Origin of the sequence: Anabaena sp. CCY 9402-a, assembly GCF_963920945.1 — a bacterium.
In the GTDB taxonomy this organism is placed as follows: domain Bacteria; phylum Cyanobacteriota; class Cyanobacteriia; order Cyanobacteriales; family Nostocaceae; genus Trichormus; species Trichormus minutissimus.
Genome location: NZ_CAWUDL010000006.1, coordinates 91,882 through 112,847, shown reverse-complemented (window position 1 = coordinate 112,847; position 20,966 = coordinate 91,882). Strand labels below are relative to the sequence as shown.

21 protein-coding genes are annotated in these 20,966 nt (G+C 40.9%); 12 read left to right on the top strand and 9 right to left on the bottom strand.

Features of this window, described 5'->3' with window-relative positions; genetic code table 11:
• The first annotated feature begins 74 nt into the window (after window positions 1-74).
• Window positions 75-359, top strand: coding sequence for a hypothetical protein (locus tag ACM0OR_RS04215; protein WP_414575119.1), 285 nt, complete (start codon window positions 75-77; stop codon window positions 357-359).
• A complete protein-coding gene (locus ACM0OR_RS04210) occupies window positions 349-708 on the top strand; it encodes a nucleic acid-binding protein (RefSeq protein WP_414575118.1) in 360 nt (119 codons plus the stop codon). The genes ACM0OR_RS04215 and ACM0OR_RS04210 overlap by 11 nt, the downstream gene beginning before the upstream one ends.
• 349 nt (window positions 709-1,057) lie before the next feature.
• On the opposite strand, the gene ACM0OR_RS04205 is transcribed toward ACM0OR_RS04210, so the two are convergent.
• A complete protein-coding gene (locus ACM0OR_RS04205; protein WP_414575117.1) occupies window positions 1,058-3,823 on the bottom strand; it encodes a GUN4 domain-containing protein in 2,766 nt (921 codons plus the stop codon).
• A 352-nt stretch (window positions 3,824-4,175) separates the two neighbouring features.
• Between ACM0OR_RS04205 and rpsU the strand changes: the two genes are divergently transcribed.
• Window positions 4,176-4,355 (top strand): 30S ribosomal protein S21, encoded by a 180-nt coding sequence (rpsU, locus tag ACM0OR_RS04200; protein WP_323264788.1) that lies wholly within the window; start codon window positions 4,176-4,178, stop codon window positions 4,353-4,355.
• A 265-nt stretch (window positions 4,356-4,620) separates the two neighbouring features.
• Here rpsU and pth read toward each other — a convergent pair whose 3' ends face one another.
• From pth to psbH, 3 genes are all read right to left on the bottom strand, one after another.
• Entirely contained in the window at window positions 4,621-5,262 is a 642-nt protein-coding gene (gene pth / locus ACM0OR_RS04195; protein WP_414575116.1) for an aminoacyl-tRNA hydrolase, read from the bottom strand.
• Window positions 5,263-5,295: 33 nt separating this feature from the next.
• Window positions 5,296-5,568 (bottom strand): TatA/E family twin arginine-targeting protein translocase, encoded by a 273-nt coding sequence (locus ACM0OR_RS04190; protein WP_323264790.1) that lies wholly within the window; start codon window positions 5,566-5,568, stop codon window positions 5,296-5,298.
• Window positions 5,569-5,977: 409 nt separating this feature from the next.
• A complete protein-coding gene (gene psbH / locus ACM0OR_RS04185) occupies window positions 5,978-6,166 on the bottom strand; it encodes a photosystem II reaction center phosphoprotein PsbH (RefSeq protein ID WP_190696864.1) in 189 nt (62 codons plus the stop codon).
• A gap of 96 nt (window positions 6,167-6,262) precedes the next feature.
• Here psbH and psbN point away from each other — a divergent pair, with 96 nt between their 5' ends.
• Window positions 6,263-6,394 (top strand): photosystem II reaction center protein PsbN, encoded by a 132-nt coding sequence (gene psbN / locus ACM0OR_RS04180; RefSeq protein ID WP_237988924.1) that lies wholly within the window; start codon window positions 6,263-6,265, stop codon window positions 6,392-6,394.
• 126 nt (window positions 6,395-6,520) lie between these two features.
• Here the strand turns inward: psbN and ACM0OR_RS04175 are convergent, their stop codons facing one another.
• Window positions 6,521-9,700, bottom strand: a complete 3,180-nt coding sequence (locus ACM0OR_RS04175; RefSeq protein WP_414575113.1) for an alpha-mannosidase — start codon at window positions 9,698-9,700, stop codon at window positions 6,521-6,523.
• A 171-nt stretch (window positions 9,701-9,871) separates the two neighbouring features.
• On the opposite strand from ACM0OR_RS04175, the gene ACM0OR_RS04170 reads away from it, so the two are divergent.
• Both ACM0OR_RS04170 and ACM0OR_RS04165 read left to right on the top strand, forming a co-directional pair.
• Complete coding sequence (locus tag ACM0OR_RS04170) at window positions 9,872-11,422, top strand: hypothetical protein (RefSeq protein WP_414575112.1); 1,551 nt, start codon at window positions 9,872-9,874, stop codon at window positions 11,420-11,422.
• A gap of 236 nt (window positions 11,423-11,658) precedes the next feature.
• Complete coding sequence (locus ACM0OR_RS04165) at window positions 11,659-11,880, top strand: hypothetical protein (protein WP_414575111.1); 222 nt, start codon at window positions 11,659-11,661, stop codon at window positions 11,878-11,880.
• Window positions 11,881-11,915: 35 nt separating this feature from the next.
• Here the strand turns inward: ACM0OR_RS04165 and ACM0OR_RS04160 are convergent, their stop codons facing one another.
• A complete protein-coding gene (locus ACM0OR_RS04160; RefSeq protein WP_414575110.1) occupies window positions 11,916-12,857 on the bottom strand; it encodes a lysophospholipid acyltransferase family protein in 942 nt (313 codons plus the stop codon).
• A gap of 93 nt (window positions 12,858-12,950) precedes the next feature.
• Here ACM0OR_RS04160 and ACM0OR_RS04155 point away from each other — a divergent pair, with 93 nt between their 5' ends.
• From ACM0OR_RS04155 to ACM0OR_RS04130, 6 genes are all read left to right on the top strand, one after another.
• Window positions 12,951-13,793, top strand: coding sequence for a lysophospholipase (locus ACM0OR_RS04155; protein ID WP_414575109.1), 843 nt, complete (start codon window positions 12,951-12,953; stop codon window positions 13,791-13,793).
• A 129-nt stretch (window positions 13,794-13,922) separates the two neighbouring features.
• On the top strand, window positions 13,923-14,753 hold the full coding sequence (locus ACM0OR_RS04150; protein ID WP_414575108.1) for a metallophosphoesterase: 831 nt from the start codon (window positions 13,923-13,925) through the stop codon (window positions 14,751-14,753).
• Window positions 14,754-14,914: 161 nt separating this feature from the next.
• Entirely contained in the window at window positions 14,915-15,742 is an 828-nt protein-coding gene (locus ACM0OR_RS04145; protein ID WP_190696888.1) for a metallophosphoesterase, read from the top strand.
• Window positions 15,743-16,756: 1,014 nt separating this feature from the next.
• A complete protein-coding gene (locus ACM0OR_RS04140) occupies window positions 16,757-16,966 on the top strand; it encodes a DUF2997 domain-containing protein (RefSeq protein WP_190696890.1) in 210 nt (69 codons plus the stop codon).
• 39 nt (window positions 16,967-17,005) lie between these two features.
• Window positions 17,006-17,392 carry a DUF1257 domain-containing protein gene (locus tag ACM0OR_RS04135; RefSeq protein ID WP_190696893.1) on the top strand — a complete coding sequence of 129 codons (387 nt, stop codon included), beginning with the start codon at window positions 17,006-17,008 and terminating at the stop codon, window positions 17,390-17,392.
• Window positions 17,392-17,853, top strand: a complete 462-nt coding sequence (locus tag ACM0OR_RS04130; RefSeq protein ID WP_414575107.1) for a ferredoxin — start codon at window positions 17,392-17,394, stop codon at window positions 17,851-17,853. The genes ACM0OR_RS04135 and ACM0OR_RS04130 overlap by 1 nt, the downstream gene beginning before the upstream one ends.
• 63 nt (window positions 17,854-17,916) lie before the next feature.
• Here the strand turns inward: ACM0OR_RS04130 and ACM0OR_RS04125 are convergent, their stop codons facing one another.
• From ACM0OR_RS04125 to ACM0OR_RS04115, 3 genes are all read right to left on the bottom strand, one after another.
• Entirely contained in the window at window positions 17,917-18,201 is a 285-nt protein-coding gene (locus tag ACM0OR_RS04125; protein ID WP_414575106.1) for a YiaA/YiaB family inner membrane protein, read from the bottom strand.
• Between the two features lie 273 nt (window positions 18,202-18,474).
• Window positions 18,475-20,073, bottom strand: a complete 1,599-nt coding sequence (locus ACM0OR_RS04120) for a DUF4335 domain-containing protein (RefSeq protein ID WP_414575104.1) — start codon at window positions 20,071-20,073, stop codon at window positions 18,475-18,477.
• Window positions 20,074-20,094: 21 nt separating this feature from the next.
• On the bottom strand, window positions 20,095-20,700 hold the full coding sequence (locus ACM0OR_RS04115; RefSeq protein WP_190696905.1) for a DUF3038 domain-containing protein: 606 nt from the start codon (window positions 20,698-20,700) through the stop codon (window positions 20,095-20,097).
• Window positions 20,701-20,966 lie beyond the last annotated feature (266 nt).

Below are 20,966 nucleotides of genomic sequence, written 5' to 3'. Positions count from 1 at the left end.
TTCTTGGCAACAATGCCTACTTTACATCACTTTGAGCCTTAACTGAACCGTATTGCTCTATGGTGAGGTAGATCATGGCGAAAGAAAAACAATTGCTAGAACACTGGCGAGAACTCACACCCGAAAAACAGCAAAAAGTTTTGGAGTTTGTTGAATCGCTAAAATCTGAATCTGAAGCAACATCAATCAATACAGAATATATTCCACAAACACCTTTAGCCCAGAAACTGTGGGAAATTCGGCAACGTGCGATGACCTCTGGTCGGTCGGAGACCATCGCTTCTGGCATAAAATTACTCACAGCAGCAGAAATTGAACAAGAACTCGCTGAACATCGGGGAGGATACCGTGAGTCGTAAGAAGACTTACATCGACTCTGGGGTTCTCATCGCTGCTTTTCGGGGTGTTCAGTCAATCGGCATTCAAGCAAACACTATTCTTAATGATGACAATCGGGAATTTGTATCGAGCCAATTTGTCAAGTTAGAAGTAGTGCCTAAAGCAATTTATAATCAACAGCAAGACGAAATAGACTTCTACGAAACCTTCTTTAGTGCTGTTAGCTATTGGGCAACAGACTTGGAGCAAATTTCACAAGATGCTTATCAACTTTCCTCTCTCTACGGTTTAGCTTCCAGCATTTTTAACATTGGGGCGCACACTAGAAGAATGTGCGGCGAGATATCGCGGATTTTGTCGGAAATATAAACCAAAAGTAAAGCCAGAGAAGCGAAATCACTGGGGGAGTCGCTTTTTACCTTCGATTGTTAAGGGTGGGAAGGCTAAAAAGTCGTCGCCTGGGCAGATGAGTTTACCTTGGGATAAGCAGAGGGTGACGGAATCTACTGAGGTGCATGAGGTAGCAGAAAAATTTATTCACGCAAATTGTTATCAGCCGCCCGTGCCAGGTATCCGAACTGTGAAATGTTGATTATTGCGTGGAAAATGAGGCTGTGATAAATGTTTACAAACTTCTGAAAGCTTTATATGTTACATTTTACAAGTCTCGACGCGAGAGAAGAGAAGAGGTTGATAGTGAAAAAAATATTCTTTTCTATCAACAGTGGTATAAGTTAATTGGTAAGTATAATGGTAAGTGTCCCTTGGGGGCATCCACAGCTTTTATACTCGGTAAGTGTCCCTTGGGGGCATCCTTTGTATATACTATGTCATTTAAGCTAATCCAGCTTTGCTTCACTCTCCACTCCACGCGATCGCCTAAGCGACAATAAGCTTCGTATCTTTCGTAATATTCGTCTCTCACTTTACCACCAAAACGAGTATATATCCATTTGAAGGGAACAAGAACCTTCTTGAAAGGTGAACTTGTTCGACTTCCTTCTAAAATTCCGCCCACACTGAGATAAATTTCTTTTTGAACACTAAACCCAAAGTGTCCATTGCTGTAATTGACCCATAATTGATCAATAATTCTCAAATCTTCGCAGGGAAATTGGAGAATGTCATCTAGTCCCAGATAGCCTTGTTGTTCCCGTCCCGCGACTTCCAACATCACCGTTAATGTTTCCTCGTCCGCTTCTTTCCACTTACCTGCTGCTAGGTAGTAAGCAAGTTGTGCATAGCGATTAGGTACTTGAAACCGCAGAAGTTTTATTTTACCATCAACATTTTGTTCTGGTTTTAATGCTTGTCTGTAACAAATTTCCGGTTCACCTAATTCTTGGCGACTTCTTAAACTCAACCAAGCACAAAAACGATTAGCATCCCAAAAGCTAATATTAGTTACATCCTGTTGTGCTTGTTTTCTATTAGATAAGATACTTGGAGAACTCGTTTGATTTAAAAATAGTTGATACTCTGCCCAATTTACATAGCTAGTATCAATTTTTTCAGCATTACTAAAATGACTTTCATCTATCAGCAAATCATAATTTAACCGACTCAGACGGTCGGCAAGCTTGACCTCTGCTGCTATAGTAAACTCGTCTAAGTTATCAGATTCCAGCCCCTGTTCAAACCTTTCTTTTAGTTGTTTTTGTACAATTGGATCTATTTGTGGTCTTTCCTCTCTCCAGCATTGATACACAAGTGTAAGCACTGCTACTGTGGTATGATTTAGGGCATATTGAATTAAGTTAGTTGCATTTGTCTGGGCAACATAAAAACGAATTGTTTCTCGCCACCAACCCAGCTTTGTTTCATCAGATAATGCTTGTAACAATATATTTTCTTGTCTAGTTTCTTTGATTTCCAGAGCCGCTAAATATTCTTGAAAAGTTTTGTGAGCAAATTCATAAATTCCCTCTTTTTGCCTCTGAATTAATATCTCTCGCACACCCAAATTATCCTTAGTAATGAATTCTTCTGGAGAAAATGTTTGTGCTGTCCGCGTCAATGTAGCTAATTTTTCTTGAATAAGTGATTCAGCATTAAATGTTTTGTCATCATTTAAAGATGTATCTAATGTAAATCCTTGAGTATTTTCTTGCATTAATTTCAGTGCCAAAGAACGTAAAACGATCAGTTTATCTTTAGCAAAGAAAATTATGGGTATTTGTTTAGCTTGCTGACGTTTCTCTAATAATACTTTAAATATTTCTTCGTATAAATCTACTTTACTTGTAGACAAAATACCGTGTTCTTGATAGCTAATAGCAATCATATTTAGCAGTAGAGGATTTTTCGCCATCAATCTCAATGATGGCGACGTATCAATTTGTTCTATCAATCTCTTTGATGATTCGGTTATTTTTTGCTTAACTCTTGAGTCTACCTTACTAACATTGTCTTGTATGAGATTTTCATACCATTTTTTAATAAATTCGTTGCGTTCCTCTCGGTTAAATGGCTGGACTTCCAACTCTAAGATATTCTCTTGCAGTTGTGCTTTTCTATAACCTTCTGGGCGTGAAGTGAGAATAAATAAAGTATTACGGTATTGCTTAATTTGGCTATCGACCCATTTGCTGACTTTTTGTCGTTCGCTATCATCAGATATTTCATCTATTCCATCCAGCATAATCAAACACTTGTTTTGCTGGAGTTGTTCAGCAAACCAACCTTTGATGGGTGAGAGCTTTTCGACTGTTTTTTCAATTACCTCTGTTAATGTTGGCTCTGGTGTTTGAATAATATGTGAATAGACTTCCCGCAGTATGAGTAAAACGGGAATTAGCTTAGGAGCTTTACTATGTAACTTACTTTGTCTGCGGGTAGCATACATCAAAGTAATGTATCTGAGAAGAGTTGATTTCCCAGAACCAGGCGCACCTAAAATAGCAAGTCGTTTACACGATTTAGGACTTGCCATTTTAAATAACAAATCACCAATTTTCTGCTGTTCTAATGGGTTAAATATATTTTGAGAAGTTTGTTCTTCTTCTTTCTCACTTAGTAATATGTCCTGAGACATCTTCTCAAGAGCTTTGCGCTCCATTTTGAGTGGAACAAATACATTTTCTAATAGGAATCCTCCCTTATTTATGCCCCGATTTTCATACTCGGTACAGTCATCCTTTAATTGCTCATAATATTTGTATTTAAAAGGCGAGGTTCGCTTTTCCCATAAATCTACAAACTTTACCCAAACAACCAAAGCTATCCTATCGAAATTGCTGAATATCCAGTCTAGTAGTTTATCTATGCGTTGATCGATACGTGGAATGAGTTTTTTACCAAACCAGACAGCAACAGCCGCTACTGCACACAACCCCGCTTTTTTCCATTCCGAGTTACGGGCGAAATGAAATGCAAGCCAGAACAAAGCCCCAGAAATACCGAAATTAATCAGTTTTGACTTAACGAGTTGCTTAACACTTTCCGGCGTTATGGATATGTTTTGGTCTTTTGGGTCTTCTGCCATCGATCACTTGTGGAGTGAAACCTGCTCTTAGGAGTATAAGCGATCGCAGTTTCTGAAAAAATACGTATCGAAGTTTTATCAAGCTTCTGGTTCAACATCAAGGGATGTCTAACGACAAACTGCGATCGCATCTACGCAATTAGACGTTTCACTAAGTAAAAATGCTTAAGTATCGGATCATTGTTTGTCAGAAAAAGTTGATAATCCTCTTCTCATCTCAAGGATCACAGAGACAGAATCATCAAAGAAAAAATTGCCATTGTTCTTACTTACAAGCTCCAGAAGCTTGGCTAAGATTGAGGCTACTATTACAATGGACACTATTGATCAATGAGGAAAACGAGGCAAACGAATGACTCAGGTACTTCTAGGAGAGAACGAAGGAATCGATTCAGCTTTACGTCGGTTCAAGCGTCAAGTATCTAAGGCTGGTATATTAGCTGATGTAAAGTATCATCGGCACTTTGAAACACCGTTAGAAAAACGCAAACGGAAAGCAGTGTCAGCTAGACGTAAAAAACGTTTTCAATAAGCCAATTCGGTTTGGTATGTGTGTTGCTTGAGGAAAATCACCTAGAAAGGCGACATTGACTTACCACTAATTATTTTTGAGAAGAATCAAGCAGTATGTACCGCACCCCAGATGGGGTGTGGGTATATAGCTGTTAGTTAAAATACATCTGCACATATGAAATAGATGACAGGTGACAGGTGACAGGTGAGAGGGGATTGGGGACTGGGGACAGAACTCAATGACGAAAATACGTGATTGTTGCGTAAGTCCTGAACCAAAAAAATTAAGATTTAGAAACCTCAATAGTACGACTATTACAACGGTTCATAGCCTTTTCTACTCCTTGTTTGAGGCTCAGTTCTACACATTCACCTACGAACTGGAGTACAAGAGACATCAGCTGATTTTCGGCTGAGGTAAATTTTCCCAACACATAGGAAACAGTATCTGAATTGTCGTTATTGGCTGTATCTTTGGGTTTACCAATACCGATACGTAAGCGAGGGAAATTTTGCGTGTTAAGATGAGCGATCGCACTCTTCACACCATTATGTCCCCCAGCCGAACCAGATAAGCGCAGGCGCGTTTTTCCTAAAGGTAAATCCAGATCATCATAAATCACCAGCACAGACTCCGGTGGCAGCTTATACCAACTTGTCACCGCTTGTATAGACTGTCCTGAGCGATTCATATAAGTTAAAGGCTTGAGTAAGCGGATTTTGACCCCTCCTGGTGCAGTTCCTTCACCGTATTCTCCTTGGAACTTGCGATTTTCCGCCAAGGAAATGTGCCAGGAACGAGCTAGAGCTTCAATAGCCGCAAAGCCGATATTATGGCGAGTTTGGTCATATTTAGGCTCTGGATTCCCCAACCCGACAATGAGTTGAGGAATTACCAAAGCCGATGGCGTAACAGTTTCTGTCATCTTCTTTCTAGTCAATCGATTCGCAGCAGTTACTTAAGTTACTGGGGAAGAACCAGCACTCTCCTGCTCTGATTTAACTGCTTCGATTTTTTTGGGTTCAATTTCCGCAGTAGTTTTAACAGCCTCTTCCAGTTGTTCAGCTTCCCGCTTAAACTCACTCTGGAACTCATTAGAGGCTTCTTGAAAACCGCGAATTGCTTTACCCAAACTCCGTCCAATTTCTGGCAACTTTTTGGGGCCAAAAATTAACAGTGCGACAGTCATAATTACAGCCATTTCCGGTAAACCGATACCAAAAATATTCACGCGGTTTCTCCTCTTTTTTTAACGTGTATGCAGTTGCTAGTGGTTGAGTGGGGATTTGGTACTCTCACTTTTTACGGTATCTGGAAAACCCTACAAGGAGCAGCCACTGCGTTGCGCGGGTTTCCCGCGTTGTAGCAAGTGGCGTTAGAGGGTTTAACTTTTCCCCCTTCCCTAGTAGGGAAGGGGGTTAGGGGGTTAGGTTTCGCGTTAGCTTTTCCACATAACGTGAAAAGCCAGACTTGGTACTGGGTACTGGGGATTTGGATGTTCTCCCCCTACTCCCCCAACGTCCCATTCCCTCACATATTAAGCCTAACTTTTTCAGAAGCAAAGACACAAAAAAACCCGGACAAGCCGGGTAGAGGTCTGCTAACTAACTATGTCAGCTTAGTTGCTGTGTATTAGTTATCTACCAACCTACTCTGACATCCTGAATCAGGATCGACTTATTGTAAAGTTGCAGGATAATTAGCAAGAACACGAAAAATAGACCCATAAAAATAGCCATTACTGGGGTTGTTCCCCAGCCAGGAGCTACTTTACCATACTCAGAATTTAAAGGTCTCAGGATATCTCCCAACCTAGTCCGTTGTGCCATAGTTCACCTAAGATTCACCTAAGATTAGTTGCCAAAGCTTTTTTTAATCTTCTGTAATATTCTATAAGAATAGCACTCATAATCTATAAATCACTTATGGAACCCGCAATAGTTCTTATCATTTCTGTGGCTGTGGTCATCGTTGGGATTACTGGGTATGGAGTTTACACTTCTTTCGGCCCTCCTAGCAGGGAATTGGCAGACCCTTATGATGATCACGAAGATTAAACAAATTAAGGGCTAAAAACAGGAAATAGGTTTAGATAAGCCTGAAAGCCCTTATGTAGAGACGCGATTCATCGCGTCTGAATCACCAAATTTCTAAGTAGACAAGAGTGTAAGCAGTTTATCCCTCTACTTACTTGGGGGTATGACTCTAAAGCTAGCTATTTTCCAAGGTGTGACTAATGATAATTTTTGAGTAGGACGTTCTAATAAATCTACTTGTTCACCTAGAGTTAAGCCTAAATCACTCTGTAAAGATAACTCTGCTGTTGCCCCTTGTGACTCGTAACATCGGATAATTATTTTATCTGGTTCGTCTTCTGCTGGTTTTACAGCCATTAAGACTAAATTTTCGGCTGATAAATTTAAGAAACTTAGCTTGTCTTGATTCGGGTGTGGGGCGTGGGGTGTGGGATTTAGGATTACTTGCAAGGGAATGTTTAATTCGTAACCCCGTCTGACCGTCTGGGATGATTCCCAGCTACCTGCGTGAGGATACAAAGCATACGTAAATTCGTGTAAGCCTCGGTCTGCTTGTGAGTCAGGCCAATTGGGACTGCGTAGGAGGGTGAGACGTAGTTGTTGGGGTTGGACATCGTAACCATATTTACAATCATTGAGTAAGCTAACTCCGTAAATACCCTCATTAGTTGTTTCAGTCAAATCAGCCCAACGTAAAGCAGGAACTTCCCATTTAGCTTTTTCCTGTGGAGTTTCTGGTTTAGTAGGACGACGAATTACACCACAGGGAATTTCGTAGGTAGCAAAGTCGGTTGTCACATTGAGAGGAAAAGCTGCTTTCACTAACACCTGATTTTCTTGCCAATTAACTCTAGAGGCAATTTTTAATAGTGGTGAACCAGCTTGCAAAATGTAGTCTTGGCAAAATTCTGAGTCTCCCAACTGACGCACTACACGCAGGCGAGTTTGCACTAGTCCTTGTTCTAGCCATTCTATAGATTTGAGGTGAGTGGCTGGTAATGGATGCTGGGTGTAATTGGGGTCAATGTTCCAAGCGTCCCAATATTGACCACTGTCTTTAAAGCCTTGTAATTGATTACCTGCACCGTTTAAGATTTCCCGTTGGTTGGTTTTGTCAAAAACACTTGATAAATCTCCGGTGTCGGGGTCTATCACAACCCGCAAGTATTCGTTTTCTAGAATGAATTCGGGTGGTGTTGGAAATTTGGGAGATGTCGAAGATGTGGGGGACAGCCAAAATAAGCGATAGCCGACTGGGGGAATTTCGGTGGCGAGGAACAGTAGGCTTGAGGTTTCAGATAATTGGGAGGTGAGTAAGTTTCCTGTAGTGTCGTAAACTTGCCATTGTTGATTGGTTGTAGGTAAGGTGACAGATACTACCTCAGAGCGTTGCCAGTTGAGAGAATTGAAAACGAAAATTGGCAAACTGTCGGGATTTGGTGGCTCTGATGGGGTAAAGTGAGATGCGATCGCTTCTAATGATTCTTTTAATATCTTCGTTCCTGTTTGTTGGACTTGTTCCCATTCGGGTAACGCATCTGTATAAACTTGGGTAATTGATGAACCCGGTAAAATATCGTGAAATTGGTTAAATAATACTAGCTTCCAAGCGGCTTCGATTTCGGCTTGAGGATATTCCACATCGCAAATCACTTTAGCGAAAGTAGCAAACAGTTCAGCTTGATACAGTAAATTTTCACTACTCCTATTCCAAAGTTTTTGGTCAGCGTGGGTGGTGTAGCAACCGCGATGGAATTCTAAATAGAGTTCGTCATCCCAAATGGGGAATTGGGAATTGGGAATTGGGAATTGGGAATCAAAAATACTTGTCTCCCTTATCTCCCTGCTCCCTGCCCCCTGCTCCCTGCCCCCTGCCCCCTGCCCCCTGCCCCCTGCCTCAATTTCCCGGAGATATTTTTCAGATGTTGTAAATTCTAAATCTGGGAAAAATGGCGAATCTTGCCAGCGTTGGGCGGTTTCTAACATATCACGGGTGGGGCCGCCGCCGTGGTCGCCGACACCAGGAAGCCAAAGGGATGCGGTTAAATTGGTTTGGGCTTGCCATTCTAAAGAATAGGCTGCCATTTTTATGGGGTCAATACCTTCGCCGATGGGTGCAGACATATAACTAAATATTTGGCTACCGTCAGGCGATCGCCACCAAAAAGCCCCATAATCAAATTTATTAGTATCATTCCAGCGCAGTTTCTGAGTAACAAAATATTCAATCCCAGCGTTAGCCAAAAACTGCGGTAAAGTTGCACAAAACCCAAAGGTATCGGGAAGCCAAACCACAGTCATCAACTTGCCGAATTTTTCTTGGGCGTAGCGTTGACCATACAATAGTTGACGAACTATAGATTCCCCAGCAATCAAGTTTAAGTCTGGTTCTACCCAAAAACCGCCGACAACTTCCCACACTCCATCAGCTACTTTTTGTTGAATGGTTTTAAATAAATCTGGGCGATGTGCTTCTACCCAAGCGTAAAGGGACGGGGTGGAATGACAGAAAATTAATTCGGGGAAATCTTGCTGTAGCTTGAGGACTGACTCAAAGGTGTTTTGGGTTGCATTCCAGGTTTCACTCACAGGCCATAGCCACGCTAAATCTAGATGTGCGTGTCCTAGTAGATAGATTTTAAATTCGGATGCAGATGTATGCAGGTGCTTGATGAGGTGTTGACGGAGGGTGATGAGGGTTTCTGGTGTGTGGGCGGGGAATTGATTGATAATGGATGCTAAAGTATCTAGTTTTTCTGGGGCGGATTGTTCTAGATATAGCTGCAATATTGCCAACTCATCGGCGATCAAACCGGGATCAGGATGATTATAATCTGTAGATTCGTATATGAGTAGCGATCGCACCAACGCACCGTCACAATGTCCCGGACTGACTAGCCGCAAAGCCACAGTAAATTCTTCCCCTGGTGTCACCTCTGGACTGAGCAACACCCTAGGCGTACAATCAAATAAATCCCCCTCTAATACTAATTCCCCATTAACATAAATCTTGGCTGAGTCTGCCCACCATAGCAACGACAACCGCAATGCTAAACCCCCTAGAGGATACCCGTGTAAATTCTGGGGAACTAGGAATTTTTGGGCTAGCCATAGCACTTTTTGTCCTCCTGTCCAAGTAATGTTACCTTTGGCGTTTAACTCGACAGGTTGCCAATCAGACAAATTAGATGGGAAAAAATTAGTAATATCTCTATCAGATTCTTGGTATAACCAAGTAGACTGGGAATTAACTTGGCAGTATCCGCGCAATAGTGCGATCGCATCTGAGATTAATTTTTTATGGGGATGAGATAGGGGAGTAGTCATATTTTCGTTAAGATTAAAGCAATTACGATAATTATTAGTACAGTGTGGCGTAAATAAAGCCATCATCTGAGATCAAGCAAAGCTGACAAAATCAGCATTCTTTATGTTTACTTGTGCCTTATTCTGGGAGTCTCACAAACCAATCAGGCTCAAATTCATTAATGTACTACCATGTCTTCTGGTCGTTATCAAAGTAGACTATTTAACCTTGTTCACCAGCAATCTCGGCGGTTGACAACACATTGGGAAAGCACCTTCCGACATTTGCAAGTTGCGACTAAGTGGGGTGTGGAATTAATACTGTATCCTGTGTATTTATTTTTGCAATCGGCTGATTCATCTGTAAAAACACTGTACTCCAAAGCACCACCTCCTCAGCCAAAGTTATCGCCAAATCATACCGATTTTTCACCCCTAACTCCTCCCTCTGCTGATACACCCATTCAGCACATACTAGAGGCTGTGCAGAATCTGTCCAGCGAAGAAACAACAGTTAATCGTGGAAATATATCCAAATTATTGAAACCTTTGCAGTTGTTTTTGGCGAAATTTTTTGATCATCCCACAAATAAATCCCCTCTTTCACCATCCTTAACTATTCCAAACAAAACGCTACCGAGTATCACATCAACCAGGCAAAATGATGTCCTCAACCTTCACCTTTCACTAGTGAGCGGAATAGCCACAGATTTGCTTAATCGCCAGTTGGTACTTGTTAGTATCGAAAATGAAATATTGGATATTTTGACACCACAGCAACAAGCAAAATTATCCAATATAATTATTAATGAACTTGCTAATTATTTCGATGATTGGCAATCACCTGAAAATCAGCAAAAAGCAGAAATATCAGGAGAATTTGAGAGCATATTGTCCCAGGCAAAAGGTAATAATATAATTAAAATTCCCTTAATAACTCAGGGTATACCTAAAAATTTACTTAATACTAATAAAATTATTACCGCTCTAGACACAGCATTTGCTCAGTTAGAGGACAAAACTATTGTTCCTAGCCAAGAAATTATGCGAGTCACCCAGACTCAAATCAATATTTTTGTTTATGGTAAAGAACAACTAGCTGCTAGAGGAGATATATCGATTACTGCTGATGATTTGTCAACCCAAACATTCAGTATCTCAGCCTTAATTGAATCAGCAATAAATTACTTTTTTGGGATCGGTAAAAGTAAAAACTTGAATGCGCGGGGTGCTAATGACAAAGCTTTATCTAACAGCAATCAAGAACCGTGGCTAAATTGGCGTGATTTGTATGGTGATACTGCAAAGTTTGCGGAAGAAACAACTCAAGCATCCTTAAAACTCAATCCCACTATTGTGCCTAATCCATCGGCAAGGTTATCTTGGGAGAAAAGAATGTCTATCCCACCATCAAAAGCCGACTCTAGTTTAGTACCACGCAGAAAACAATCCCGCAACCTCACTCGCATTCACAAAACATCGGGAAAAATCACCACTGTACAACAAACTGAAACTTCTATCTCTCCATTGAGAAGTAACACGGAAAAAGCCGAAATTTCCCCACAGCAATTTGACCACGAAGAAGCCCAACCAGACTGGATAGAAACCAAAGCTACTTCAGTAAGCTACGAAAAGCACCTGCTAGAGCAAGTCTTAGAATGGCTTGATCGTGGTATGGTATGGCTAGAAGAAACAATAGTCAAGATTTTTCAGAAGTTGCAAAGTCTATGGCGTGGTAAATAATAGCAACCAGGAGAAAGAAAGAGGAAAACTGCAAAATTATAAATTGAACTATATTAAATAATGTATAAATATTTAATTGTTTGTAGTAAGGACTTTAGTCCTATGTTGTTCGCATAGCGAACAGTACAAACATTTAATTCTGACTCTCTTTGGTGTTTATTTGCGTGAAAATTATTGTTTATTGTAAATACTTCAATTTTAAAAATCCCCTCGATAAACCAAAAATTGAAACATTTGTGGTGAATCTACCACAGATTCCCAGAATTGGTGAAACCATTGTAGTTGAGAGAATTTCAACTCAGAAACAGTTTGTCATTATCTTTGAGTATACTGTCACCGCAGTGCAGTTAAACGCCTCTAACTCTGATGATACTGCTGATGCTCAAATAAATGCTTGTTTAAATCATTGCTGGGAAGGAACATCAAATTTTAAGGTGACAAACTTTTTAGAAAAATAACGCCTGTAGAGACGTTGCATTGTAACGTCTCTACTTCACCACAACATATGATTAAGAAAATGACGCAATGGCTTTGACCCAGTTGGTTCTTGATAATCAGTGGGTAAAAGAGACAGCATAGTATTTTGCAAAGTTTCTAAAGCCGCTTCGACATCCTCTCGTTTTGGTCTAGATGTTGGGGTAAAGTTTAGTGGTTCACCAAAGCGCACTATTAATTCTTTTCTCCAATACAAATCTTGAGTACCAATTAAGGCTACTGGTAATATTGGCACACCAGCGCGTAAAGCGTAAATTACAGTTCCTCGCTTCAAAGGTAGATATAACTTACCCTCAGTGTTTCCCAGTCGTCCTTCAGGAAAGAGAATCAAGCTATCCCCTTGAGCTAAAATTCCTAAAACAATGCGGTCTATTTGGCGTAGTGTGTGTATATCTCCACCAGTCGGTACAGTTTGTTCAATAACTTGAGCTAAGTTAATTAAGTCTTCCCTACCAGCTTTCGCTGCTTGGATGACAGCAAGTTCTTCTTTCCATATCCTAGCTAGGGGAATCACACCGCCTGCAATCCTCAAAATCAGACGTTTCCACCATTTGTTATATAAGGTGCGGGCATCACCCAAAATGTAGTAATAAGGTTGGGTGGGAAGTTCTGCTAATAGTAATAGGGGATCAATATGGTGGAGATGATTGACAGCTAGGATGGCTGGTATTTCTGGGATTTTTTCGAGGTTTTCAATTTTTATCTGAAAAATAGCATGGATGAGCGATCGCAATACAAACCGCCGTATCCCAGAATTAATTCCAGCTGGGGAATTCTGTTTCTGAATTGATTCTAACTCAGATAAAGTGTCTGCAATCATCTGACGAATAGCGCGATCGCTTGCGGCTGCAACCCCTTCCTTTACCCGCTTGATAGTTGCAGCAGTTACAGGAGAGGATATTTCTGATGGGGTGCTACTTTCCTGCTCACTAGATGACACGTTAGCTAGGTCTTAGCAATTTATAAGGTATTCCCTACAATATACCTTGATACGCTAGTAGCTTGTTGACAACACATAGAAAAACTTAACCCGATGATTTATCACAATCAAAGCGTCTTTTTAGGTGTTGGGGGTCTGAAACTTTATTATCAAAGCTGGTTTCCAGAGGGGAAAGTCAAAGCTGTATTAGTCATTGTGCATGGACTCGGAGGACACAGCGACAAATACAGTCATATAGTCGAGCATCTTGTTCCTAAACATTATGCTATCTACAGTTTAGACCTGCGTGGTCATGGGCGATCGCCTGGTCGTCGAGGTCATATCAATGCTTGGGCTGACTTCCGGGAAGATTTAAGGGCTTTTCTCCAGTTAATTCCCACCCAACAGCCACAAGTTCCAGTTTTTCTATTAGGTCATAGTCTCGGTGCAGTCATTGTCTTAGACTACGTTTTACGCTATCCCCAAGAAGGGTCTACATTACAAGGCGTAATTGCTTTAGCACCTGCCATTGGTAAAGTTGGCGTGTCCAAATTCCGCTTACTTGTAGGGAGATTAATGTCAAAAGTTTGGCCAAGTTTCACCTTAAATACAGGACTTGACTTAGCTGCTGCTTCACGGGATGAGAAAGTCTTAGTCGCCTACACGCAAGATTCCCTACGCCATACCCGCGCTAGTGCGCGTCTAGCCACAGAATATTTTGCCACAGTCGCCTGGATTTATGACCATGCTCCAGAGTGGCAAGTTCCACTACTCATTCTCCACGGAGGGGCAGATAGAGTAGCTTTACCTGAAGGTGGTGAAATCTTTTACCAGCTTGTAGCTTCTCTAGATAAGCTGCGAATCGAATACCCAGGAGCGTATCACGAATTACAAGATGACCTCAACTACCAAGAAGTATTGACTGATTTAGAAACTTGGTTAGAGAAACACCTGTAATTAATTCGTAATTCGTAATTCGTAATTCGTAATTCGTAATTAAGATTGGGTATTGAGGTGACATACTCCTCTAATCCCGATTTTTAAGTTAGGCTAGAAGCTCTATTATTGAGATTTATGAAGTAAATTATGCACTGGTTTTTATCTAGTCCGTTGAGTGTAGAGCAATTGACGGTGAAGATTGCAGGCTTATCTGCATCGCTACAGGGTAAGAAGTTGGTGCATCTATCAGATTTTCACTACGATGGTTTGCGACTATCAGATGCGATGTTAGCAGAAGCGATCGCTCTGAGTAATCAAGCACAACCAGATTTAATATTATTAACTGGTGATTACGTCACCACTAGCCCTAAACCAATTCACGAACTCGCACTACAACTCAAAAAGCTGCAAACTAATCATGGTATTTATGCCATCCTCGGTAATCACGATTTGTATTACAAACACTCCAAAGCAGAAATCACTGAGGCGATGACGAATATCGGTATTCGTGTCCTCTGGAATGAAATTGCCTATCCCTTGGGAACAGAATTACCAATAGTAGGACTAGTAGATTATTACTCCCGTGAATTCAAACCAGCAACTATTTTTAACCAGTTAAATCCTTCTACACCACGCCTTGTTTTAACTCATAATCCAGACACCGCCGAGTATTTACAAGAATGGCGAGTAGATTTGCAGTTATCTGGTCATACTCATGGAGGACAAATAATTATTCCTGGCATTGGGGCTGTGTTGCCATATCACAAAAAAATCATCCGCAAAATTCCGATGGGGTTGCGGCAGCTTTTCCCCTGTCTACGCAAAGAGTTTTTTATAGTAGATCATTGGGAATGGTCACAGGGTTTACACCGCATCGGCAACAATCAATTATACGTAAATCGCGGTTTAGGAACTTATTTCCCAGGACGTATATTTTGCCCACCAGAAGTAACAGTAATTACATTAGAAAAAGAATAGCCATTAGACATGAGTCATTAATCCTTGTAATTTCCTCCCTTCTGCCCCTTCTCCACTCACTTTTTTCATATAGGCTAAGTTATTAATTTTTAATATTTTCTCAAGATTTATTTGGTTTTTTGATAAGCTGTAGACGCTGGTATGAGGAGTCCCTAGCATATATGCACTGGTTGTTTACAGGACGTTTAAGTGTAGATAAACTGACGGTTAAGATTGCAGAACTTCCACCCAGTTTGCAAGGCTTAAAGTTAGTGCAGTTGTCGGATTTTCATTACGATGGTTTGCGATTATCAGAAGAATTGCTAGAAGAAGCGATCGCAGTTACTAACGAAGCTGAACCAGATTTAATAGTATTAACCGGTGATTATGTAACTGATGATCCTACACCAATTAACCAACTGGCATTAAGACTTAAATATCTACAAAGTCGCTATGGAATTTATGCTGTACTTGGCAATCATGATATTCACTACAGTCACTCCCAAGCAGAAGTTACCACAGCATTAACTAGTATTGGGGTCAATGTTCTGTGGAATGAAATTGCTTATCCTCTAGGACAAGGTTTACCAATAGTAGGATTGGCTGATTATTGGTCAAAAGAGTTCAATCCTGCACCGATAATGGAACAACTCAACCCATCTACACCCCGGATTGTTTTATCTCATAACCCAGATACCGCCAAAATACTGGAACAATGGCGAGTAGATTTACAATTATCCGGCCACACCCACGGCGGACATATTGTTATACCAGGTATAGGCCCTGTAGTTTATCACTATAAAAAGCTCATCAAACAAATTCCTAAAAAACTGCGGCGTTGGATTCCATTTCTATTAGGAGATTGTTCAAAAGTAGTTCGATATTGGGAATGGGCGCAAGGATATCACCAAGTTTCCACAAACCAATTATATGTCAATCGCGGTTTAGGAACTTATCGACCAGGACGTTTATTTTGTCCACCCGAAGTTACTGTAATTACATTAGCTTAAGTTAGTGATGAGTGCTGAGTAATGAGTAGGCATTGTATTTTTCTCCCCCTGCTCCCCCTGCTCCCCCTGCTTTTTTTTCCCCAGTCCCAATCCCAATCCCTCATGACAATAACCGCCTAAAGCTAAGAAGGAAAATATCATTAGCTTAGGCGGCTTAGTAAATGTGCAATTGTTAGAGAAGATAGAAAAAACAGAACTAAAATAACTCAAATAAGGTGGACAACTTTCGCAACCATCACTTCCACTTCAGAAACCTGCATCCTTGATTCCAATAGGCAGGCATTTCTGGCTTTAAGTTCAAAACCTCCACTAATAAATCAATAAACTCAAGGTGAAAACACTTAATAAAGGATGCAACCAAAAAGTTTAAGATTGTGAAGAGATGGAGTCTTAGAGCAGGAGGTACAGGCTCTAATAAAGGTTTGCGTTTAATTAACTTTTAACCTTTTTGTACCTTGGTCTTAATGTAGCACCTTTTTTTAAATCTGATAGGCTTATTTACCAACCTTAAACATCACTAACTTGTCGTAACAATTCAGAAATTTTTCTTAAACTTTGTAACTTGGGAATTGGGAATTAGGCATTGGGGATTGTATTTTTATCCCCCTGCTTCCCCTGCTTTTTTGTCCTCTATCACCGATCCCCTGTCCCCTGAAAATATGTCAACCCCAATGGTAATGATAAAATTTTTCAATAATTTTAATAGATTTGTGACTCATCCAGCTCGCTATACTACCGCTAGTGACCGTTTTGAGAGTTATTGCAACTTAATACTACAAACTTAATTTTGACCTTGACTAATTAATTAGGTTAAGAGAAACTAACTAGTGATAGGTGTGTAGACTTATAAGATTAAGAATTTTTGTAAACTTTCTGAGATATTTATTGAGAAAGATGGAACATTAGTTAAAAAATGGCAACTTTGTCCTTAAGTAACAATGTTCCTACGGCTATACACATAGCCTGCTGCTATGGCAGTAAAATCCAAGCGTATTATTGTGGTTGGCCAAGAGCATGGAGACATTAGAGTTCATAATTTATCCAGACGGTCGGGTACAGGAAAAAGCCACTGGCATTGTTGGAGCTTCTTGTGCTGAAGTTACAGCCGCAATAGAAGCACAGCTAGGGCTAGTAATTACTCAAGAGCCAACCTCAGAATATTTCGCTGCTAATGTGCAGGAATCTAGTGTGGCGAATACGCACACCACTTACAGCGATTGGTAAGTTTTCAACATAGTTTAGTGTCATTGATTTACAACAACCATGTCACACTTTAGCCAAATTAAAACTCAAATCCGTAACCTAGAATCCTTAAAAGATGCTCTCACCAATTTGGGCATTGACTGGAAACCTGGCCCAAGAGAAGTACGTGGATATCGTGGTCAAACCCATCCTGCCGAAATTACCATTGAGCAGGAAAATGGCTATGATATCGGCTTTAGATGGAATGGCAAAGAATATGAACTAGTTGCTGACTTGCAATATTGGCAGCAAAATCTATCTGTAGATGGTTTCTTACGCCAAGTCACCCAGCGTTATGCTTACCAAACAGTGGTACAAGAAACCGCTCGTGTTGGTTTTCAGGTAGCTGAACAGCAAAAAAATGAAGATGGTTCGATTCGCTTAGTTGTACAACGCTGGAGTGCGTAATGGCTGACTTTCTGCCGTCACCGGAAGAACAACAAGAAAATCGTTCCGGTTTCGAGCCAGAACTAGGCGGTTTTTTGCGAGATGCGCCGGAACGTTCTGGTTTAGAGCCGGAATTGGGGGGGATGGTACGCCAAAAGGGTGTTTACGTTGACGAAATCACCTGTATTGGTTGTAAGCACTGCGCTCATGTGGCGCGGAATACCTTTTACATTGAACCAGACTATGGGCGATCGCGCGCAATTCGTCAAGATGGGGACGCGGAATATGTTATTCAAGAAGCAATCGACACTTGTCCCGTCGATTGTATTCATTGGGTTGATTACACCGAACTGAGAAATCTAGAAGACGATCGCAAATATCAGGTTATTCCCACTGTTGGCTATCCGGTAGATCATGCAGTTGCTACGTCTGAAAAACGGCGTAAAAAGCAAAAGCTAAAGTCCAAAAAATCCACTCATTAAAATAAAAATTTCAATTCACATCACAAAAGGACTAGTTTTACTAGTCCTTTTGTTTTGATACCTTTATTTCAAAGTTAAAGAATCATGCTGTGACAGCAGTTTTTCTACTTTCGCCTCATCAATACGGGAAGTTAATTTTTTCCCTTCGTGTAAATCTCTAGTAGTTTTAGCTAGGGTAAAAGTTGAACCAACAGAGAAGGCTAACCCCATACCCATAAAACCTTTTACCCAGTTATCCACAGGTAAATTAACAATACCAAAAGTGGTCATAGAAACGGCAAATATAAAAGCAGCCCATGTTTGAAGAATCCAAGCTGCACTATCTTTTTGAGTTCCAATATTTTGCATATTATCTACCTCTAATTAAAGTTATTTAATTGTGATTGTAGTGATTGGTAGATTCACTGGTATTACTCTTATAACCACTTTTATAACTGGACTCAAAAAGTTATTTTATCAGCACGAAAATTACAGTTAAACTGGTGCAAAATTACACCAGTTTAAGAAGTGTCATCAAACCCTCAAGGTATAGGGAATAGGACGTGGGGAGTAGAGAGACAAAGGACAGGGGAAAAACTTACTCCATGCCCAATGCCCAACGCTTTATGAATATCGTGAATATCATTCAGACTCAGGAAAAGTCTGTACCTTGCCATCAGGACTGAGAAGCACTCGAATGCGTGTATTTCGTCCGTAGCGATTGGCAGAAACAAACGGTTCACCAATCGCAGGCATCCCCACCATCTCAAAGTTCTCTCTAGCTGCCTTACCTAATGGGTCAATACGCTCAACTGAGCCATCCACACCCACCATCAGACTATATTCTAAAGTTTGTGTAAATCCTGTAGGTGGTTGCCAGCGTTTTTTCAAGAATTCCCTGGCTTCTGCTACTTGGGGTGTGTCAAACAGTGAACTACTGCTGTTAACAGAAACTTCCGTGGGTGTGGGATTTTTCGATTCACTCCTCAATCTGCCTACTAATGAACTAGTATTAGCCGCTTCGGAGGAAGTAGTTGCAGGAGAATTAATTCTAGCTGAGGACTGTTGCGAAGTTACTGATGAATAAGGTTGAGGAATAGTGTTGCTACTATTAGCACTCGGTAGAGTAGCCAATGGTGGCGGGAGTGGTGCGGGAATAGAAGATGGTCTTGGTGGTAAATCCCGCTTGACAGGAAGCCCTAGTTCAGCCGGGTTGCTTGAACCTGAAGAATTAGGCTGAATTGCAATTTGCTGATTTGGTATGTTAGACGAATTGCTAGAAACTGATGGAATTTGTGTTTGGGGTAAATTTGATGTCTGTGTTGAGGTAAGAGAATCCGGTGCTAAAGCAGAATTAGAATTTGTTGTAGAGAAATCAGAATTAGGAGATGGTAGGGTTGTCGTAGGTAAATTGGAAGTTGAAGGTAGTGGAGGAGTAGAAGTTAGAGGCAGAGATGACAAACTATTAGAAGGTGAAAGTTCAGCTTGAGGTACAGGAAAATTAGGCGATGTTGGGGCTTGTAAGGCAACTTGCGACTCTGGGGACTCTGCAATTTTAGCTGTTTGTGGTTGTTTTTGCCGCATATTGCTAGCATATTGCCAAGTCAAAGGCGTTAAACCTACAGCTATGACGAACATTGCCGCCACAGAAACCCAGGTAGGAAAACGCACAACTGAACTACTCTGATTTAGCATTGGTAAAGCTAAGACATCTGCTGCATATTCATCTAAAGCAGTTGCTAAATCGAATAATTGCAAGAGACTAAGTTGGATAACAGTACCAGAAGTTTGATTAGCTAAAGAACCAAGATATAAATTGTGAGTTAAATAACTGTTTGATTCTAAGTAGATTTTTGACCCTGGAAATGGGGATGTAAAAGAATTTGATGTTTTAGCTAATAAAGGAGCTTGTTGGAAATCTGTTAATTCCGTGTCATCAGATACCTTGGTTGAATCCTGGAGAGCAGAGAAACTGAACCCAAAGCTTTCCGGTGACTGTTGTAAAAGTTCTTGTACGTAAGTAGTGACGGCATCAGATAAAGCTTCCAGTTGATCGCGATCGCCTCGAATTGGCACTCGGCGTTCTTCTGGCAAAGTTGGATCATCAAAGTGTAACTCAAAGGTTAACTGCTTCAGTACAGGTTTCCCCATCCAACGAGATAAAGGAGAACTTTGCGCTAATACTTCTAGTGTACAAGTAGGAGGTGTGTAGCGACGAATGACAGAATTTGATAGAGGCATGGCAGAACAAAGGAGATGTTTTCAAATTTTTGCGGAACGGTCTATTAGTGCTAACCAGAGACGGCGGTGTCCACCAGGTGCGCTGTAAAACAGTAAATCTATCAGCAGTTTTAGTGCCAGGTGGGTAAGTAGATCCGTTGAGATTTGCTCATCCTCTTCCATGCGCTCTTGGTAAGTATTGCAGAAAGCATCAATATAATCTCCCAGTAAAGCAACCTGATGAGGTTCTCGATTTTTTGCCGCCATTTGTTCTAGTAGCCCCACAGCACGGCGAATTAATTCCTGGTGCTGTTTTGTGAGGTAGCAGATAATCAGAACTAGCGATCGAGCTTCTTCCACATCTAGTTTTTTTCGCCCTCCTTGACCTTTGCGTATGGGATTTGACTGTCGCAGTCGCCATAAAGCTACGCGATCTGGCACTCTCGACTCCAAATTCAGATCAATTGCGGCTGAGAGCATTGCCTCAGAACCAATACCGGTTAAGGTTTCTAGTGCCAACAGCACCAAGTCTAACTGGGTTTTGATGTTTTCCCATTGGATAACATTTGGATTGGGAAGTTTAGTTAAGTCCTCCCACTGAGAATTGGGAGTGGCTGAGTCAGTGGCCGAGTGCATAACTTTTAGCATAGGTGATCAGGCTGGTAGGGGCTGTTGCTGTTACCCATTTTGAAACGAGACTATTAATGATTAAAGTTGGTTTCCTGTAAAGAAGGCAGGAGGCAGAAAGAAGTCAACAGTCAAAAGACAGAAGAGCAGATAGAAGGCAGAAGTTCTTTAATTTTTTTGATGTGGCAAGATTCCCTAGATTTATTTGCATTTATGTGTCTCCACTCTCTACTCCCTATTCCCTATTCCCTACTTACAAAGCAGGAAGAAAAAGAACTAAAAGACAT

What these genes read in the sequence shown, in the direction of transcription:
- ACM0OR_RS04215 (WP_414575119.1), top strand. Translation starts at nt 75, where the DNA reads ATGGCGAAAGAAAAACAATTGCTAGAACACTGGCGAGAACTCACACCC.
- ACM0OR_RS04205 (WP_414575117.1), bottom strand. Translation starts at nt 3,823, where the DNA reads ATGGCAGAAGACCCAAAAGACCAAAACATATCCATAACGCCGGAAAGT.
- rpsU (WP_323264788.1), top strand. Translation starts at nt 4,176, where the DNA reads ATGACTCAGGTACTTCTAGGAGAGAACGAAGGAATCGATTCAGCTTTA.
- pth (WP_414575116.1), bottom strand. Translation starts at nt 5,262, where the DNA reads ATGACAGAAACTGTTACGCCATCGGCTTTGGTAATTCCTCAACTCATT.
- psbH (WP_190696864.1), bottom strand. Translation starts at nt 6,166, where the DNA reads ATGGCACAACGGACTAGGTTGGGAGATATCCTGAGACCTTTAAATTCT.
- psbN (WP_237988924.1), top strand. Translation starts at nt 6,263, where the DNA reads ATGGAACCCGCAATAGTTCTTATCATTTCTGTGGCTGTGGTCATCGTT.
- ACM0OR_RS04175 (WP_414575113.1), bottom strand. Translation starts at nt 9,700, where the DNA reads ATGACTACTCCCCTATCTCATCCCCATAAAAAATTAATCTCAGATGCG.
- ACM0OR_RS04170 (WP_414575112.1), top strand. Translation starts at nt 9,872, where the DNA reads ATGTCTTCTGGTCGTTATCAAAGTAGACTATTTAACCTTGTTCACCAG.
- ACM0OR_RS04155 (WP_414575109.1), top strand. Translation starts at nt 12,951, where the DNA reads ATGATTTATCACAATCAAAGCGTCTTTTTAGGTGTTGGGGGTCTGAAA.
- ACM0OR_RS04150 (WP_414575108.1), top strand. Translation starts at nt 13,923, where the DNA reads ATGCACTGGTTTTTATCTAGTCCGTTGAGTGTAGAGCAATTGACGGTG.
- ACM0OR_RS04145 (WP_190696888.1), top strand. Translation starts at nt 14,915, where the DNA reads ATGCACTGGTTGTTTACAGGACGTTTAAGTGTAGATAAACTGACGGTT.
- ACM0OR_RS04140 (WP_190696890.1), top strand. Translation starts at nt 16,757, where the DNA reads ATGGAGACATTAGAGTTCATAATTTATCCAGACGGTCGGGTACAGGAA.
- ACM0OR_RS04135 (WP_190696893.1), top strand. Translation starts at nt 17,006, where the DNA reads ATGTCACACTTTAGCCAAATTAAAACTCAAATCCGTAACCTAGAATCC.
- ACM0OR_RS04130 (WP_414575107.1), top strand. Translation starts at nt 17,392, where the DNA reads ATGGCTGACTTTCTGCCGTCACCGGAAGAACAACAAGAAAATCGTTCC.
- ACM0OR_RS04125 (WP_414575106.1), bottom strand. Translation starts at nt 18,201, where the DNA reads ATGCAAAATATTGGAACTCAAAAAGATAGTGCAGCTTGGATTCTTCAA.
- ACM0OR_RS04120 (WP_414575104.1), bottom strand. Translation starts at nt 20,073, where the DNA reads ATGCCTCTATCAAATTCTGTCATTCGTCGCTACACACCTCCTACTTGT.
- ACM0OR_RS04115 (WP_190696905.1), bottom strand. Translation starts at nt 20,700, where the DNA reads ATGCTAAAAGTTATGCACTCGGCCACTGACTCAGCCACTCCCAATTCT.